Raw genomic sequence first — 15,830 nt, 5'->3', positions numbered from 1 at the left:
CCCGCGTTGATGGAAGAAAGGCGTGGGGCCGGCAGGCCGCTCACTGGATGGAGTAGCCCCCGTCGATGACGATGTTCTCGCCCGTCAGCATGCCGGCGTGCGTACCGGCCAGGAACACGGCCAGCCGCGCCACCTCCTCGGGCTGCGCAAAGCGGCCCGTGGGGATGAGTGCCCGCATGGCCTCCCCCACCTGCCCGGCCCAGGCCTTGCGGCCCAGCGGCGTGTCCACCACGGTCGGCGAGATGGCGTTGACGGTAATGCCGTCCGTCGCCCACTCCAGCGCCAGCACGCGCGTCAGCCCTACCAGGCCCGCCTTGCTGGCGCAATAGGCGGCATGGCGCCGGAGCGCGACCACGCTGGCCTGCGAGGCCAGGTTGATGATGCGGCCGTGGCGCTGGCGGCGCATGGCCGGGGCCACTGCCTGGGCCAGCAGCAGCGGCGCCGTGAGGTTGACGGCCAGCGTGCGCTCCCAGGCCGCCTCGCTGACTTCGCCGGCCGGCTCCAGCAGCGCCACGCCGGCGCTGTTGACCAGGATGTCGATGCGGCCCGTGGCCTCCAGCACCGTGGCCACCGCCTGCTCCACCCCCTCGGGCCTGGTCACATCCACCGCCAGCGCCAGGTGGCGCCGGGGCTCCGCCAGGCTGGCAGCGGCCACGTCCAATGCCTGCCGCTCCAGGTCCACCAGGACGACACGCGCACCGCCTTGGGCGAGCTGCCGGGCAATCGCCAGGCCGATGCCGCCCGCGCCGCCGGTGACCAGGGCCGTGCGGCCGTCGAAGTCCCGCTCCAGGCCGGCGGCGCTCATTTGCGCACCTTCTGCAAGAAGGCGTCGGCATTGGCGGGCACGATGGCGGTCCAGGGCACCTCGTAGGATTTGGCCGTGCCATCGCCCCAGGGCATGGCCTGGGCATACTCGCTCCATACCACCGAGCGCGGCCGGTAGGACGGGCCGACTAGCTGGCGCAGCAGCACATCCAGCGCGCCCTGCGCCTGGGCCTGGGCGTCCTGGAAATGGGTGGTCATCTCCCCGCGCTTGACGGCCGTGATGGCGGCGGCCACGCCGTCCACGCCCACCACCGGGATGGTCTTGATATCGATGCCCTTGGTCTTGATGGCCTGCACCGCGCCCAGGGCCTCGTCGTCGTTCTGGGCGATCACGCCCTGGATCTGGCCCGGGAATGCGGTCAGCCAGTTCTCCATCAGTCCCATGGATTCGGCGCGCGACCAGTTGGCGGTCTTGCGCGCCAGCACCTTCACGTCCTTGTGGCGGGCCAGCACCTCGTCATTGCCGCGCGCCCGCTCGATCTGTGCCGACTGGCCTATGGGCCCCTCGATGACGACGATATTGCCCTTGCCGCCGATGGCCTTCATCAATGCCTCGGCCTGCATGCGGCCGGCCACCACATCGTCATTGCCCACGTAGGAGGTCAGCACATCGCCCTGCACGCGCGTGTTGGAGCCCACCACGGGAATGCCGGCCTTCACCGCCTTCTGCACGGGCGCCGCGCCCGCCTTCAGGTCGATGGGCACGAAGAGGATGCCGTCGTACTTCTGCGTGATCATGGTGTCGAACTGGTTGCTCTGCGTCAGCGCGTCGTAGTTGCCGTCGAACACGGTGATCTGCACCGTGCCGTCCTTCACGGCCGGATGCGCCTTCAGCTCCTTGGTCCACATCTGCATGAACTCGCCCTTGAGCCCATAGACGGCCGCGCCTATGCGGTAGGGCTTGGCCGGTGCGGGTACTGGTGCTGGTGCCGACAGTGGGGCCGGAGCCTGGGCCCGGACCTGCGCTGCGGCCAGGAACAGCCCACCGGCAAGCGCGGCGGCAAGCACGGTGGTGAAGCGGAAAAACGGCATGGTCATGTCTCCTGTGTGTTGTGAAAGGCAAGGGGAAAAACGCTGCATGGGCATCGCCCGGGCTCAGGAAGCGAGGTGCATCAGCGCCTCCTGCGTGATGCCGTGGCCGGCCACCACGCGGTCAAGCCGGCCTTTGCGGAAGATGGCAATGCGGTCGCTCAGCTCCAGCAGTTCCGGCGCCTCGGAGGACACCACCACCACGGCATGGCCCTGCGCGGCCAGCGAGGCCAGGAAGGCGTACACCTCGCGCTTGGCGCCTTCGTCGATGCCGCGCGTGGGCTCGTCGCACAGCAGGCAGACGGGATTGGTGGCCATGCAACGGGCCAGCACCACCTTCTGCTGGTTGCCGCCGCTCAGGCCGGAGACCGGCATGGCAGGGCTGGCCAGCTTCACGCGCAGGCGCTGCAGCAGGCCGCCCACCAGCACGCGCTCTGCCGCGCCATCCACCACCCCGGCGCGCTGCAGGCCCGGCAGTGCGGGCAAGCTGGCGTTGAAGCGCACCGAGGAGCTCATCACCAGCCCCGTGGCCTTGCGGTCCTCGGTCACCAGGGCCAGACCCGCCTTGATCGACGCCGCCGGATTGCCGCGCGGCAGGGGCCGTCCGCCCAGGCTCGCCCGCCCCTGGTCGGCGCGCGTGAGGCCGTACAGGCAGTTGAGGAATTCGCTGCGGCCCGATCCCATCAGTCCGTAGATGCCCAGCACCTCGCCGGGGGCAACGTCCAGGCTGATGTCCTCGAACTCGCCCCGGCGCGTGAGCCCCTGCACCGACAGCAGCGGCTCGCCCGGCGCCGCAGCCCTGCGCTCGCTGGCGGCAGCGCGGACTTCCCGGCCCACGATGAGCTTCACCAGCTGCCGCCGGTCGATATCGGCCAGCGCGCCGGTCTGCACGAAGCCGCCATCGCGGAACACCGTGTAGCTGTCGGCAATGGTGAAGATCTCCGTCAGGCGGTGCGACACGTAGAGGATGCCGGCGCCCTGCGCGGTCACGCGGCGTATCGCGTCGAAGAGGATGGCGGTCTCGCTTTCGCCAATGGCCGAGGTGGGCTCGTCCATGATGATCAGCTCGCTTTGCCGGCTCAGGGCCTTGGCAATCTCCACCAGCTGGGTCTGCGCCAGGCTCAGGCGGCCCATCTGCGCGCGCGGATCGATATCGAAGCCCAGCTGCCTGAGCAGCGCATCCGCCTGCTCCAGCAGCGCGGCATGGCGGACCACCACGCCGGCGCGCCGGGGCTCGCGGCCCAGGAAGATGTTCTCGGCCACGCTCATGCCCGGGATGGGCGACAGCTCCTGCGTGATGATGGACAGGCGGTGCGCCAGCGCCTCGTGCGGCGTGGCGAAATCCACCGGCCGGCCCTTGAGCAATATCTCGCCGGCATCGCGCCGCAACAGGCCCATCACGATGTTCAGGAAGGTGGATTTGCCTGCGCCATTGCCGCCGCACAGCGCGTGCACGCTGCCCGCCTGCAGCTCAAGGCAGCCGTTGCGCAGCGCAGGCACGCCGCCGAAGCTCTTGGCCACGCCGCGCGCCTGCAGCAGTGCGGTGCCGGTGCCGGTGCCGGTGCCGGTGCCGGTGCCCATGGTCACGCGCCCTGCCCGCGCCCGGCCGCAGCGGCCTGCGAGCGTTCGAAGCCGGTGATGGCATCCACCTTCAGGGCCGAGCTGCCGCCATCGAAGCGCGATGCGAGGAAGCGGTCCACGATGGCCTTGGCCAATTCCACCCCGATCACGCGCGAGCCCAGCGTGATGATCTGCGCGTCGTTGCTGCGGCTGGCGCGCTCGGCCGAATAGGTGTCATGCGCCTGCGCGGCGCGGATGCCTGCCACCTTGTTGGCCGCAATGGCCATGCCTATGCCCGTGCCGCACAGGAGAACGCCGCGCTCATGGCGGCCCTGGACGATGGCCTGCGCCACCGCGATGCCGATGTCGGGGTAGAGCACCGGCTCGCCGTCGTGCGTGCCGAAGTCGGCCACTTCGTGGCCCTGGGCCAGCAGATGCTGCTTCACGGCGTTCTTGAGGTCGCAGGCGGCTTCGTCGCAGCCGATGGCCAGCTTCATGGCATCCCCTTCATTACAAAAGACCATCACATGATCATTTGATCAATGTTTTTTGAGAGTCTTCTCAATCGGAGAGCAGTTGTCAAACAACGATAGCTATGTGAATCGGCAAGATGAATACGTAACCTGTTGAATTTTCTACAAAATCCATCAAATCCTATCGTTTTCCCTTGGCTATTGAATAGCCAAAAGGCATTGACATGCCAATTTCAACAAATCAAAAATGACCACGTAATGATCATATGAACAGTCTTCGGCACACCCGCCGGGACCGCACCTGGAGGAGACAAAGGCATGACGACCAACCGCGTGATCAACGACCCCGACCGGGTGGTGGAGGACATGCTCCAGGGATGGATCGCCGCCCATGGCGACACCCTGCGCATCGACGCAGGCAGCCCCCGCGTCGTGCGCCTGCATGGCGCGCCACGCAGGGGCAAGGTGGGCATCGTGACGGGCGGCGGGTCGGGGCACGAGCCGGCCTTTCTGGGCTATGTGGGCGCAGGCCTGTGCGACGCCGCCGCCGTGGGCGAGGTCTTCTCCTCCCCCACGGCCCGAAGCTTCTACGACGCCATGCGCGCAGCCGATGGCGGCGCCGGCGTGGCCTGCCTGTATGGCAACTACGCGGGCGACAACATGAATGTGGCCATGGCCGTGCAGATGGCGACAGCCGAAGGCATGGCGGTCAGGACCGTGGTGGCCAACGACGACGTGCCTTCTGCCGCGCGGGGCGACGAGGCCAGCCGCCGCGGCGTGGCCGGCGAGATCCTGATGTGGAAGGTGGCGGGCGCCCGGGCGGCCATGGGCGCCAGCCTCGACGAAGTGATCGCCCTCGCCCGGCACGCCATGGCCCGCACGCGCAGCATCGGCATCGGCCTGTCGGCATGCACCATTCCCGCCGTGGGCAAGGCCAATTTCCATATCGAGCGCGGCAGCATGGAGGTGGGCATAGGCCACCATGGCGAGCCCGGCATGTCCGTGCACCGCACGGCCACGGCGGCCGATATGGCCGAGCGCATGCTGGACACCCTGCTGCCCGACCTGCCCTTCGCCCCGGGCGACCGCGTGGCCGTGCTGCTGTCCGGCCTGGGCGCCACGCCGCTGATGGAGCAGTACATCCTCTATGGCGAGGTCGCCCGGCGCCTGCAAGAACGCGGCATGCAGGTGGCCTTCCGGCTCGTGGGCAATCTCTTCACCTCGCTGGAGATGATGGGCATCACGCTCACGCTGATGCAGCTGGACGACGAGCTGCTGGCCTGCCTCAACGCGCCCTGCCAGTCAGTCGCCCTCACCGTGGCCGGCGGGCTGCCGCCCCAGCCGCAGGAGGCCATTCCAACGCCGCCCTCTGTTCCGGCACGGACGCCGGCACAGGCGCAGGAACAGGCGCAGGAACAGGCACAAACCGCCCGCCCCCCAGCCGCAAGGCGCACCAGCCAAGGGCCGGCCATCGCGCTCGATGGCGCGGGCAGCATCGTGCGTGAACTGATCACGGCCATCGTCGGCCACCGGGAGTTCCTGAGCGAGATCGACGGCCTGATCGGCGATGGCGATCACGGCATCAACATGGCCAAGGGCTTTTCCGGCTGCGGCGCACGGCTCGATGCCATGGACGCCGGCCAGGCGGCGCAGCTGCCTGCGGCGCTGCAGCAGCTGTCCCAGGCCTTGATGGACGATATCGGCGGCTCCATGGGCCCGCTGTACGGCAGCTTCTTCCAGGGCTTTGCCGATGTTCTTGGGCCGGAGCAGGAGATGGATGCCGCCCTGTTCGGCCAGGCGCTGGCGCGGGCCGTCGCCGATGTGCAGGGGATGGGCAAGGCCCGGGTGGGCGACAAGACCCTCATCGATACGCTGGCCCCGGCCCTGCAGGCCTACCGGCAATCGCTGCAGGCCGGCGCCGGTTTCCGCGAGGCGCTGCAGGCCATGGAGGCCGCGGCCGAGGCAGGCAAGGAATCCACGCGCCACCTGCAGGCCCGCATCGGGCGCTCGGCCCGGCTGGGGCCGCGCTCCATCGGCGTGCTGGACGCGGGCGCCACGTCCTGCTGGCTGATTCTGAGCACCCTGGCGCAGTCGCTGCAGCGGCGACTGGCGCAAGCCTCAGCCTAGGGCTCAGCGCCTGCGGGCAGCGCCGCGCACCAGCAGCACCAAGACGGCCACGCTCATGATGGCGAAGCAGATGAAGGACCAGTTGGCGATGGAGCCGCCCAGGAAGCTCCAGTCCACGGCAACGCAGTCACCCGAGCCACGGAAGATCATGGGCACGGCACGGCTGATGGAGTAGTTCTCGATCATTCCGTAGAAGTCGCGCCCGCAGGTGGCGAACTCGGGCGGATACCACTGCAGCCAGCTCTGGCGCGCGGCGACGAAGGCGCCAAAGCCTGCGGCGACCAGCGCCGCGATGCCCCAACCCATCAGCCAGCCGCGCCCGCCGCGTACGCTGCCCAGGCCCGCGAAGATGGCCACGCCGATCAGCGCGTAGCGCTGCACGATGCACATCGGGCAGGGCTCCAGCCCGACCACATGCTGCAGATACATGCCGAAGGCCAGCATGGCCACGCAGGCCAGGCTGATGAGCGCCAGGATGCGGCGCGGAGCGTTGTCAAACCATTGAAGCATTCTTGTCTTTCGTCACCCAGTTGAATGAAATCAGGGCTGCGGCGCCGGCCCGGCGCTGCAGCCCTGTTCAGCGGGTGCAGGAAACCGTTGCCGCGCCGTCAGATGCCAGCCGCCTCGTCCAGGAACACCTTGGCGCGGCGCGGTGTTACCACCAGGGTTTCCCCCTCGCGCAGCGCCATGTCCCTGAACTGCTGCGCAGGAATCTGCGCCTCGATCAGGCCACCCTCTTCGGCATTGTCCGTGCTTTCGGTGCTCTCCGATGGAATAAGTTCCAGGCGCGCAATGGGCCCCACGACGATGGCGCGGGCCAGCTGCACGACGATGCCCGTGGGCCGTCCCTGGACGTCCAGGTTCTGGCCGGGCGAGTAGCGCTCCACCTCCAGATCATGCGGGCGCACATAGGCGAAGGCCTTGCTGTCGCTGGCGCCCTTGGCGTCGTGGCTGTCCAGCTGGGTGCCGTCGTCCAGGTAGACGCGGCCATCGCTGGCGCGGCCCTTGAAGAGGTTGACGTCGCCCAGGAAGCCGTAGACGAAGGGCGTGGCCGGGTTATCCCAGACCTGCTGGGGCGTGCCTTCCTGCTCGATGCGGCCCTGGTTGATGACGACCACGCGGTCGGCCACCTCCAGTGCCTCTTCCTGGTCGTGGGTCACGAAGATGGAGGTCACATGCAGCTCGTCATGCAGGTGGCGCAACCAGCGGCGCAACTCCTTGCGCACCTTGGCATCCAAGGCGCCGAAGGGCTCGTCGAGCAGCAGCACCTTGGGCTCCACCGCCAGGGCGCGGGCCAGCGCGATGCGCTGGCGCTGGCCGCCCGACAGCTGGGACGGAAAGCGGTCAGCGATCCAGTCCAGCTGCACCAGCTTGAGCAGGCTCATCACCTTGTCGCGGATCTGGGCTTCGCTGGGGCGCTGGCTGCGGGGCTTCACGCGCAGGCCGAAGGCCACGTTCTCGAACACCGTCATGTGGCGGAACAGCGCGTAGTGCTGGAACACGAATCCCACGTTGCGCTCGCGCACATGGACGTCGGTCGTGTCCTCGCCGCTGAAGTGGATGCTGCCCACGTCGGGCGTCTCCAGCCCCGCGATGATGCGCAGCAGCGTGGTCTTGCCGCAGCCCGAGGGGCCGAGCAGCGCGATGAGTTCGCCGGACTGGATGTCCAGGCTCACATCGCGCAGGGCCTGGAAATCGCCGAACTGCTTGCTGACGTTGCGTATTTCAATGCTCATGGTCTTGCTCTTGCTCTTTTCTGGTCGGGGCGGGCCTCAGGACACCTGCGGCACACGGGATGCCTGGGAAGCCGGCGTGGGGCGCTCGGGAGGCAGCTCGGCTGCGGCCTTGGCCTGGTGCTCGGCACGCCACTCGGCCACCGACTTGATGACCAGGGTCACCAGGGCCAGCAGAGCCAGCAGCGATGCGGCAGCGAATGCGGCAACGGACTGGTACTCGTTGTAGAGGATCTCCACATGCAGCGGAATGGTGTTGGTCTGGCCACGGATGTGGCCCGAGACCACGGACACCGCGCCGAACTCGCCCATGGCGCGCGCATTGCACAAAATCACGCCGTACAGCAGGCCCCACTTGATGTTGGGCACGGTGACCTTCCAGAAGGTCTGCCAGCCCGTGGCGCCCAGCACGATGGCGGCCTGCTCCTCGTCGCTGCCCTGCGCCTGCATCAGCGGGATCAGCTCGCGCGCGATGAAGGGGAAGGTCACGAAGATGGTGGCCAGCACGATGCCGGGCACGGCGAAGATGATCTTGATGTCATGCTCGGCCAGCCAGGGGCCGAACCAGCCGTGGGCGCCGAACACCAGCACGTACATCAGGCCCGCCACCACGGGCGAGATCGAGAACGGCAGGTCGATCAGCGTGATCAGGAAGGCCTTGCCACGGAACTGGAACTTGGCAATGCACCAGGCCGCCGCCACGCCGAACACCAGGTTCACCGGCACGGCGATCAGCGCCGTGATCAGGGTCAGCTTGATGGCCGACCAGGCATCGGGCTCCTGCAGGCCGGCGACATAGGCATCCCAGCCCTTGCGCAGCGCCTCGGTGAACACGGCCGCCAGTGGCAGCACCAGGAACAGGCCGATGAAGGTCAGCGCAATGCCCGTGAGAATCCAGCGCACAGCGCGCGGCTCGGTGGTGGAGAGCTTTTCACGCCGGCCCTTCGGGGGCGCCGTGAGCCTGTACAGCACCAGCACGGCGACCAGCACCGCGCCAATGATCTTGAGAAGCAATGCTTCCTGTGGAGACAACGCCATCTCAAGCCCCTCCCGAATGCTTGCGCTGCCATGCCTGCAGCGCGTTGATGACCAGCAGCATCACGAAGGAGAACAGCAGCATCACCACGGCCACGGCCGTGGCGCCTGCGTAGTCGTATTGCTCCAGCTTGCCGATGATGATCAGCGGTGTGATCTCGGAAATCATGGGCATGTTGCCCGCGATGAAGATGACCGAGCCGTACTCGCCGATGGCGCGCGCGAAGGCCATGGCAAAGCCCGTGAGCAGCGCGGGCGTGATGGCCGGCAGGATCACCTTGTAGAAGATCTGCCAGCGCGAGGCGCCCAGGCTGGTGGCGGCCTCCTCCAGCTCCTTCTCCGAATCCTCCAGCACAGGCTGCACCGTGCGCACCACGAACGGCAGGCCGATGAAGATCAGCGCAATCACCACGCCGTTCGGATTGAAGGCCAGCTGGATGCCGTAGGGCTCCAGGTACTGGCCCACCCAGCCATTGCCGGCCAGCAAGGCAGTCAGCGAAATGCCGGCCACGGCCGTGGGCAGGGCAAAGGGCAGATCGACGAGCGCATCGACGATCTTCTTGCCCGGGAACTTGTAGCGCACCAGCACCCAGGCGATCAGCAGGCCGAACACCAGGTTCACGCAGGCCGCCGCGAACGAGGCGCCAAACGTCAGCCGGTACGAGGCCAGCACGCGCGGCGAGGCCACGGCCTCCCAGAACTGGGGCCAGGTGAGCGAGAAGGTCTTGAACAGCAGTGCCGACAGCGGGATCAGCACGATCAGGCTCAGATAAAACAGCGTATAGCCCAAGGTCAGCCCGAAGCCGGGCAAAACGCGCTTGGCGCCGCGCCCATTGCGCGCCGCACCGGACGGTGCGGGCACAGGAGCGTCGGCGCCAGGCCTTGGGCTGGTCGGAACGGCAGACACCATGTTGGATTCCAAATCAGCCAGTGTGGGGAGGGGGCCTCAGGCGGACTGCGCCGCCTTCATGCCTGCTTGCGTGCTTACTTGCCGGGGACGTAGATCTTGTCGAACTGTCCGCCGTCGTTGAAGTGCACCTTCTGGGCTTCGGACAGCGAGCCGAAGTACTTGGCCACGGTGAACTGCTTGATGGGCTTGAACACATCGGCGTGCTTCTTGAGCACGGCCTCGGAGCGGGGGCGCAGCGCGTGCTGTGCGGCGATTTCCTGGGCTTCGTCGGAGTACAGCCAGGCCAGGTAGTCGTGCGCCAGCTGGCCCGTGCCCTTCTTGGCCACGGTGCGCTCGACCACGGCCACGGGGTTCTCGGCCACGATGGACACCGAGGGATGGACGGCATCGACCTTGCCCTTGCCGAATTCGCGCTCCACGGAAACCACTTCGGACTCGAACGTGATCAGCACGTCGCCGATGTTGCGTTGCAGGAAGATGCTGGTCGCATCGCGGCCGCCCTTGCCCAGCACGGGCACGTTCTTGTAGAGCTGCTGCACGAACTCGGCCGCCTGCGCGTCGGTGCCGCCCTTCTCGCGCACCGAACCCCAGGCCGCCAGGTAGGCATAGCGGCCATTGCCACCGGTCTTGGGATTGACCACCACGACCTTCACGTCGGGACGGGTCAGATCGCTCCAGTCCTTGATGTTCTTGGGATTGCCGTTGCGCACCAGGAACAGCATGGTCGAGGTAGTGGGCGATGCGTCATTGGGGAATTTCTTGGCCCAGTCCTTGGCGACCACGCCGCTGTCGGCCAGGAACTGCACGTCGGTCGTGGTGTTGAAGGTCACCACGTCGGCGGCCAGGCCGTCGTTGACGGCACGCGCCTGGGCGCTGGAGCCACCGTGCGACTGGTCCACCTTGATGTCCACGCCCTTGGTCTTCTTGTAATGGGCGACGAAGGCGGCGTTGTAGTCCTTGTAGAACTCGCGTGCCACGTCGTAGGAAACGTTGAGCAGCTGGTTCTGCGCCGATACCGTTCCCGCGGCGGCCAGCGCCAGGGTGGCCAACAAAGTCTTGAGCTTCAAAGAATGCATGGTTCGCTGCCTTTTATTAGTGGACATCTCTGCGGTGTATTCACAGACAGTCACATTGTGCGAACGCTGACTTAAAACTCAAAAGAATATATTTTTGTTTGTTAATGGCCTGTCACCATATAAAGAACCTGCCCTGCCCGCAGTCACCCGCCGGCCCATCACAGGCCGGCAGCCCATGGCGCGCCAGCGCCAGTGCCCGCAGAGACGGAGGCATGCGTAGCCGCCACACGTGGCGGACGCGGCGAGCGCGGCGAACGCACGGCAGGCCGGGGCTGGGCCGGCTGCCAGCTGTCGCCCTGCATAAGCGACTGCAGCAGCGCCAGGCCCAGGGGCCAGTCGCCAAAGCCTGATTCGACATTGATGTGCCCCGCGTTCTGCAGCCGCACGAACTCGCTTCCCCAGGCCCGCGCATAGGCGCCGGCCCGGCGGATCGGACAGTAGGGATCGTTGCTGCTGGCCACCAGCACGCTGCGGTACGGCAGCGGCGCATAGGGCACGGGCGCAAAGTCGGCCAGCTGGGCACGGCGCTCGGGATCGGCCGGCGCCACCAGCAGCGCACCGCGCACGCGCGCACTGGCCTCGGGACCCAGGTGCGCTGCCGTGATGCAGCCCAGGCTGTGGGCGGCCAGCACCACCGGCTCGGGCCGGGACAGCACCAGTTGCTCCAGCGCGGCCACCCAGGGATCGCGGTGGGGCACCAGCCAGTCGTCCTGCTCCACGCGCTCGGCATGCGGCAGCTGCTGCGCCCACAGGCTTTGCCAGTGGTCAGGACCGGAGTTGCGCCAGCCGGGCACGATGATGATGCGGTGGGGATTCATGGGTTCTCCTGGACTGTCCATTGCTGGACATGGGCCCCGATTGTGGAGAACACCGCCAACTATCCCAACGAACGTTTTGTTGTTTTCTTATGGCTTGGCGAGGTGCAACCCAACCCTAGCGTGCCGCCGGCTCGCGCGTGGCATGGCTGTTGCGCCCCGGCACGGTCTCGCCGAGGAAATCAAGGAAATGCCGCACGGCCGGCGCCAGGCCGCGCCGCGAGGGGAAGACCGCGTGCACGATGCCCTGGGGCGGCTCCCAGCCCGGCAGCAGGTGCACGAGCCGGCCCTCGGCCAGTTCCTCGTGGCACATGTAGTCGGGCAGCCAGCACATGCCGCTGCCGGCCAGCGCCGCGAATTTCAGCGTCAGCAGGTCATCCACCACATAGCGCGGCTGCAGCTGCAGGCGTTGCTCGCGGCCTTCGGGGCCGACCAGCAGCAGGCTGGACTGGCCATCCACCGCCGACATGGACATGCTGTCCAGGTGCTGCAGGTCGGCCAGTGCACGCGGCGTGCCCTGGCGCTCCAGCAGCTCCGGGCTGGCCACGAGGATCTGGCGCGCCACATCCAGCCGCTTGACGACCATGGAGCCGCTGTCCTCCAGGCTGGGGCGCACGCGCAGCGCCACGTCGATGCCCTCCTCCACCAGGTTCACGGGCCGGTTGGTCACCTGCATCTCCACATGCACCAGCGGGCAGCGCTGCAGGAACTGGGGCATGAGCTCGCCCAGCACGGTCTGGGCCAGGGTGACGGGGCAGCTCACGCGGATGGTGCCGCGCGGCTCGGTCTGCACCTCGGCCACGGTGTCGGCGGCGGCCAGGGCCGCATCGCGCATGGCCTGGCAATGGCGCAGATAGGCCTCGCCCACCTGGGTCAGCGAGAGCTTGCGCGTGGTGCGCTGCAGCAGGCGCACTCCGAGCCGGGCCTCCAGTTCGGCCACGCGCCGCGACAGCCTGGACTTGGGTATGCCCAGCGCCCGCCCGGCAGAGGCGAAGCCGCCGCGCTCCACGACCTCGGCGAAGTACAGCATGTCGTTGAGATCCATCATGTCGCTCGTCCCTCCCTGTGCTCATTGGCTGCAAATTCAGGACAATCTATCGCAATTTCTGCGGCTTATCAAAGACTCTGTCCAAATTCACAATTGATCCCATCGTCGGCCCTACAAGCTTTCCCGAATGGCCGATCCCAACCGCGATCCCAACCGACATCCCAGGAGCTTTTCCATGCAAGTGCTGCACATCGACTCTTCCATCACCGGCGCCGCTTCGGTGTCCCGCCAGCTGACCGCCCAGACCGTGGCCGCCCTGGTGGCCGCCAATCCCGGCGCCAAGGTCGAGTACCTGGATCTGGCCGTGAACGCCCCCGACCACCTGAACGCAGTGTCCATGGGCTTTCGCACCGGCCAGGCCGCCACGACGGAAGCCGAGCGCGCACAGAACGCCATCTCCGAAGCCCTGGTGAGCCAGTTCCTGGCGGCCGATGTGGTCGTGGTCGGCGCTCCGTTCTACAACTTCACCATATCCAGCCAGCTCAAGGCCTGGATCGACCGCATCGCCCAGGGCGGCCGCACCTTCCGCTACACCGCAGCCGGCCCCGAAGGCCTGGCCAAGGGCAAGAAGGTCATCGTGGCCTCCACGCGCGGCGGTGTGTACTCCACCAGCGAAATGGGCCAGGCCCTGGAGCACCAGGAAAGCTACCTGAAGACGGTGTTCGGCTTCCTGGGCATCACCGATGTGAGCATCGTGCGCGCAGAAGGCGTGGCCATGGGCGATGAGTCCAAGGCCAAGGCCCTGGAATCAGCCCGCAACGACATCGTGCGTGCAGCGGCTGCCGCCAATCAGGAAGCGGCCATCGCCGCCTGATTGCGGATCGCGGTCAGCCGAGGGCTGTACGCCCAAAGAACAAGCGCCTGGGTTTCGGCCCCGGCGCTTTTTCTTTGGACGGCGCCCGAGAGCGACCGGCCCCGGGCAGCCCGGATTGCTCCCGATGGACTGGTGCGAATAAAAGAGGTATCCGCCCTAGCGCCTCCTTTGAAAAATGCAATGCGCTGCGCGCTTTTACAGACACGTGAAGCTGATAGGCTGGGCCATCGCTGCTTTTTTGCGGCCTTGTCCGACACGAACCGACTGCATTTCAGAAAGCCGGCAGACCTGCCGATATCCATGCAGTCTCATTGTTTTTCCCTGCGCTCCATCCATGCCAGCCACAAGTCCCCGCCCCCATGTCCGGCCCCGCGGCCCTGTCCATGCCCGCCCTCCGTCCGATGAAAACCTGGTGATCACGGTGATCGCCGTGTCCCTGCTGGCCATCACCGTGGTGGGCATTGGCGTCTACCAGTTCCTGCAGTACCAGCGCGAGCAGGATCAGGAGCAGCTCAATTCGCGCGTGTACCGCAGCTATGTGCGCAACACCGACGAGGCACCTGCACCCGAGGAGCCCGAGCAGCCCGCCGCAGCGCCCACCCCCGCCAAGCCCAGCCAGCAACAGCTGAACCAGGAAATGACGCGCAAGCTGCTGGCCCATCCCGGCGTGACGCCCGGTGCCGGCTTTTCGGCGCCCGGTGTCAAGTCGACCGGCGTGGTGATCATCGACGCCATCGACCAGGCCCAGGCGCGCGAGAAGGCATCGTCCGCCGCACGCCCTGCTGCGGCGATTGCCAACCCTTCTCCCTCTTCCTGACGCTTCCTGAGCTCTGCGCTCGCAGGCCCCCCGACGCAAAAGCCCGGCATTGCCGGGCTTTTTTTGTCTTGAGCGGCCTTGCCGCACCGCTCACTGGTGCTTGCGCGCCCAGGCCGCGAACTTCTGCACGAAGCCGTTCACGAAGTCGCGGCTGCCGGCGCCAATGGAGCCGTCTTCGGCAAACAGGCCGTCCTTGGCCTGGATGAAGATTTCGGGCTGGGCCAGCGTGGGCATGTCCAGGTAGGCCAGCACATTGCGCAGGTGCTGCTGCGCCAGCGCCGTGCCGATGGCACCCACGGAGACGCCGGCCACGGCAGCGGGCTTGCCGGCCCAGACGCTCTTGCCGTAGGGGCGCGAGCCCTGGTCCAGCGCGTTCTTGAGCACACCGGGAATCGAGCGGTTGTACTCGGGCGTCAGGAACAGCACGGCCTGGGCCGACTGGATCTGGGCGCGGAACTGCTTGACCACGTCCACCTCATTGCCGTCATGGTCCTGGTTGTACAGCGGCAGGGCATCGATGGCGACCTGCTCGAAGACCAGGCCTTCGGGTGCCAGGCGCGCAATGGCGTCGGCGAATTTGCGGTTGAAGGAATCCTTGCGCAGGCTGCCCACGATGACAGCGACCTTGATCTGGCTCATGCATTGCTCCTGGAGGAAGTGGCGAAAAACGGGTGGGAGGCGTACCTCCCGCAGGCAGCCATTATGTGGCTGCCTGCACGGCGCTTACTGTAGGAAAGTGGGCTTGGCATAGCCCTGGAACTTGCTGTCCACCACGGCCTTGAACTCCGCCGAACGGTAGACCTCGGCCAGGTCCTTGGCCCATGCCGCGCCCTGGTCCTTCTTCTTGATGGCCACGACGTTCAGGTAGTGGTCGGGGGTCTTTTCCAGCGAGACGGCCTCGGTCAGCTTCAGGCCCGAGGAAATGGCGAAGTTGCCGTTGATGATGGCGTATTCGGTATCGCCCAGCGAGCGCGGCAGCTGCGCGGCTTCCAGCGGGATGAACTTGAGCTTGCGCCGGTTCTCGGCCAGGTCCTTTTCGGACACGCGCAACGGGTCGATGCCGGGCTTGGCCTTGATCAGGCCGGCCTGCTCCAGCAGCACCAGCGCGCGGGCCAGGTTGCTCGGGTCGTTGGGCAGGGTCACGCGGTCGCCTTCCTTGGCCTCGGCCAGGGTCTTGCGGGTCTTGGAGTACACGCCCAGGGGGGCGATGGGGCCTTGCACCAGCTCCACCAGGTCCAGCTTCTGGTCGGCCGCGAACTTCTGCAGGTAGACACGGTGCTGGAAGAAGTTGGCATCCAGCGAGCCCTGGGCCAGCGCCAGGTTGGGCTGCACGTAGTCGTTGAACTCCACCAGCTTGACCTGGTAGCCCTTCTTTTGCAGCAGCGGCACGATGCCCTGCTTGAGCTGGTCGATGTTGGAGCCTGCCGTGCCGCCGATCACCAGCTGCTTCTTGTCGGCCTGGGCGTGGGCGGGCAGCGCCAGCACGCTGGCAGCGGCAAGGGCGGCGGCCGAGGCCAGCAGGTGGCGGCGCACGAAGGAAAGGGATGCGGTCATGTCGGAATCCTTTT

General features: G+C 67.0%; 16 protein-coding genes. 3 read left to right on the top strand and 13 right to left on the bottom strand.

Annotation, left to right across the window (positions count from 1 at the left end; all coding sequences use genetic code 11):
• Positions 1-40: 40 nt before the first annotated feature.
• The 4 genes from G4D77_RS27520 to rpiB form a co-directional block, all read right to left on the bottom strand.
• Positions 41-805 carry a GolD/DthD family dehydrogenase gene (locus G4D77_RS27520; protein ID WP_047326873.1) on the bottom strand — a complete coding sequence of 255 codons (765 nt, stop codon included), beginning with the start codon at positions 803-805 and terminating at the stop codon, positions 41-43.
• A complete protein-coding gene (locus G4D77_RS27515; protein ID WP_209672342.1) occupies positions 802-1,857 on the bottom strand; it encodes a substrate-binding domain-containing protein in 1,056 nt (351 codons plus the stop codon). Before G4D77_RS27515 ends, G4D77_RS27520 begins: the two co-directional genes overlap by 4 nt.
• Before the next feature lie 63 nt (positions 1,858-1,920).
• A complete protein-coding gene (locus G4D77_RS27510; RefSeq protein ID WP_154834005.1) occupies positions 1,921-3,435 on the bottom strand; it encodes a sugar ABC transporter ATP-binding protein in 1,515 nt (504 codons plus the stop codon).
• A gap of 2 nt (positions 3,436-3,437) precedes the next feature.
• Complete coding sequence (rpiB, locus tag G4D77_RS27505) at positions 3,438-3,911, bottom strand: ribose 5-phosphate isomerase B (RefSeq protein WP_012206383.1); 474 nt, start codon at positions 3,909-3,911, stop codon at positions 3,438-3,440.
• 294 nt (positions 3,912-4,205) lie between these two features.
• Here rpiB and dhaL point away from each other — a divergent pair, with 294 nt between their 5' ends.
• Entirely contained in the window at positions 4,206-6,014 is a 1,809-nt protein-coding gene (gene dhaL / locus G4D77_RS27500) for a dihydroxyacetone kinase subunit DhaL (RefSeq protein WP_154834004.1), read from the top strand.
• Between the two features lie 3 nt (positions 6,015-6,017).
• Here dhaL and G4D77_RS27495 read toward each other — a convergent pair whose 3' ends face one another.
• The 7 genes from G4D77_RS27495 to G4D77_RS27465 form a co-directional block, all read right to left on the bottom strand.
• Entirely contained in the window at positions 6,018-6,524 is a 507-nt protein-coding gene (locus G4D77_RS27495; RefSeq protein WP_034364539.1) for a disulfide bond formation protein B, read from the bottom strand.
• A 98-nt stretch (positions 6,525-6,622) separates the two neighbouring features.
• Entirely contained in the window at positions 6,623-7,750 is a 1,128-nt protein-coding gene (locus G4D77_RS27490) for a sulfate/molybdate ABC transporter ATP-binding protein (protein ID WP_016448258.1), read from the bottom strand.
• A 36-nt stretch (positions 7,751-7,786) separates the two neighbouring features.
• Positions 7,787-8,785 carry a sulfate ABC transporter permease subunit CysW gene (gene cysW, locus G4D77_RS27485; protein ID WP_016453281.1) on the bottom strand — a complete coding sequence of 333 codons (999 nt, stop codon included), beginning with the start codon at positions 8,783-8,785 and terminating at the stop codon, positions 7,787-7,789.
• Between the two features lies 1 nt (position 8,786).
• A complete protein-coding gene (gene cysT, locus G4D77_RS27480) occupies positions 8,787-9,692 on the bottom strand; it encodes a sulfate ABC transporter permease subunit CysT (RefSeq protein WP_154834003.1) in 906 nt (301 codons plus the stop codon).
• A 74-nt stretch (positions 9,693-9,766) separates the two neighbouring features.
• A complete protein-coding gene (locus G4D77_RS27475; RefSeq protein WP_026062880.1) occupies positions 9,767-10,768 on the bottom strand; it encodes a sulfate ABC transporter substrate-binding protein in 1,002 nt (333 codons plus the stop codon).
• A 158-nt stretch (positions 10,769-10,926) separates the two neighbouring features.
• Positions 10,927-11,586, bottom strand: a complete 660-nt coding sequence (locus tag G4D77_RS27470) for an RBBP9/YdeN family alpha/beta hydrolase (RefSeq protein ID WP_154834002.1) — start codon at positions 11,584-11,586, stop codon at positions 10,927-10,929.
• Positions 11,587-11,701: 115 nt separating this feature from the next.
• Positions 11,702-12,631 carry a LysR family transcriptional regulator gene (locus G4D77_RS27465; protein ID WP_012206391.1) on the bottom strand — a complete coding sequence of 310 codons (930 nt, stop codon included), beginning with the start codon at positions 12,629-12,631 and terminating at the stop codon, positions 11,702-11,704.
• A 175-nt stretch (positions 12,632-12,806) separates the two neighbouring features.
• Here G4D77_RS27465 and G4D77_RS27460 point away from each other — a divergent pair, with 175 nt between their 5' ends.
• Both G4D77_RS27460 and G4D77_RS27455 read left to right on the top strand, forming a co-directional pair.
• Positions 12,807-13,445 (top strand): FMN-dependent NADH-azoreductase, encoded by a 639-nt coding sequence (locus tag G4D77_RS27460; protein ID WP_016448263.1) that lies wholly within the window; start codon positions 12,807-12,809, stop codon positions 13,443-13,445.
• Between the two features lie 412 nt (positions 13,446-13,857).
• A complete protein-coding gene (locus G4D77_RS27455) occupies positions 13,858-14,262 on the top strand; it encodes a hypothetical protein (protein ID WP_227740966.1) in 405 nt (134 codons plus the stop codon).
• A gap of 90 nt (positions 14,263-14,352) precedes the next feature.
• On the opposite strand, the gene G4D77_RS27450 is transcribed toward G4D77_RS27455, so the two are convergent.
• Positions 14,353-14,901: an NADPH-dependent FMN reductase gene (locus G4D77_RS27450; protein WP_016448265.1), complete on the bottom strand. Its 549-nt coding sequence runs from the start codon at positions 14,899-14,901 to the stop codon at positions 14,353-14,355.
• An 84-nt stretch (positions 14,902-14,985) separates the two neighbouring features.
• The gene (locus G4D77_RS27445) at positions 14,986-15,816 is read right to left on the bottom strand and encodes a MetQ/NlpA family ABC transporter substrate-binding protein (RefSeq protein ID WP_154834000.1); all 831 of its coding nucleotides are present in this window, start codon (positions 15,814-15,816) and stop codon (positions 14,986-14,988) included.
• Positions 15,817-15,830 lie beyond the last annotated feature (14 nt).

The organism is Delftia sp. WY8 (assembly GCF_018437695.1).
In the GTDB taxonomy this organism is placed as follows: Bacteria; Pseudomonadota; Gammaproteobacteria; order Burkholderiales; family Burkholderiaceae_C; genus Comamonas; species Comamonas tsuruhatensis.
The sequence above is the reverse complement of the archived record's forward strand: the minus strand, read 5'-3'. Positions and strand labels throughout refer to the sequence as shown.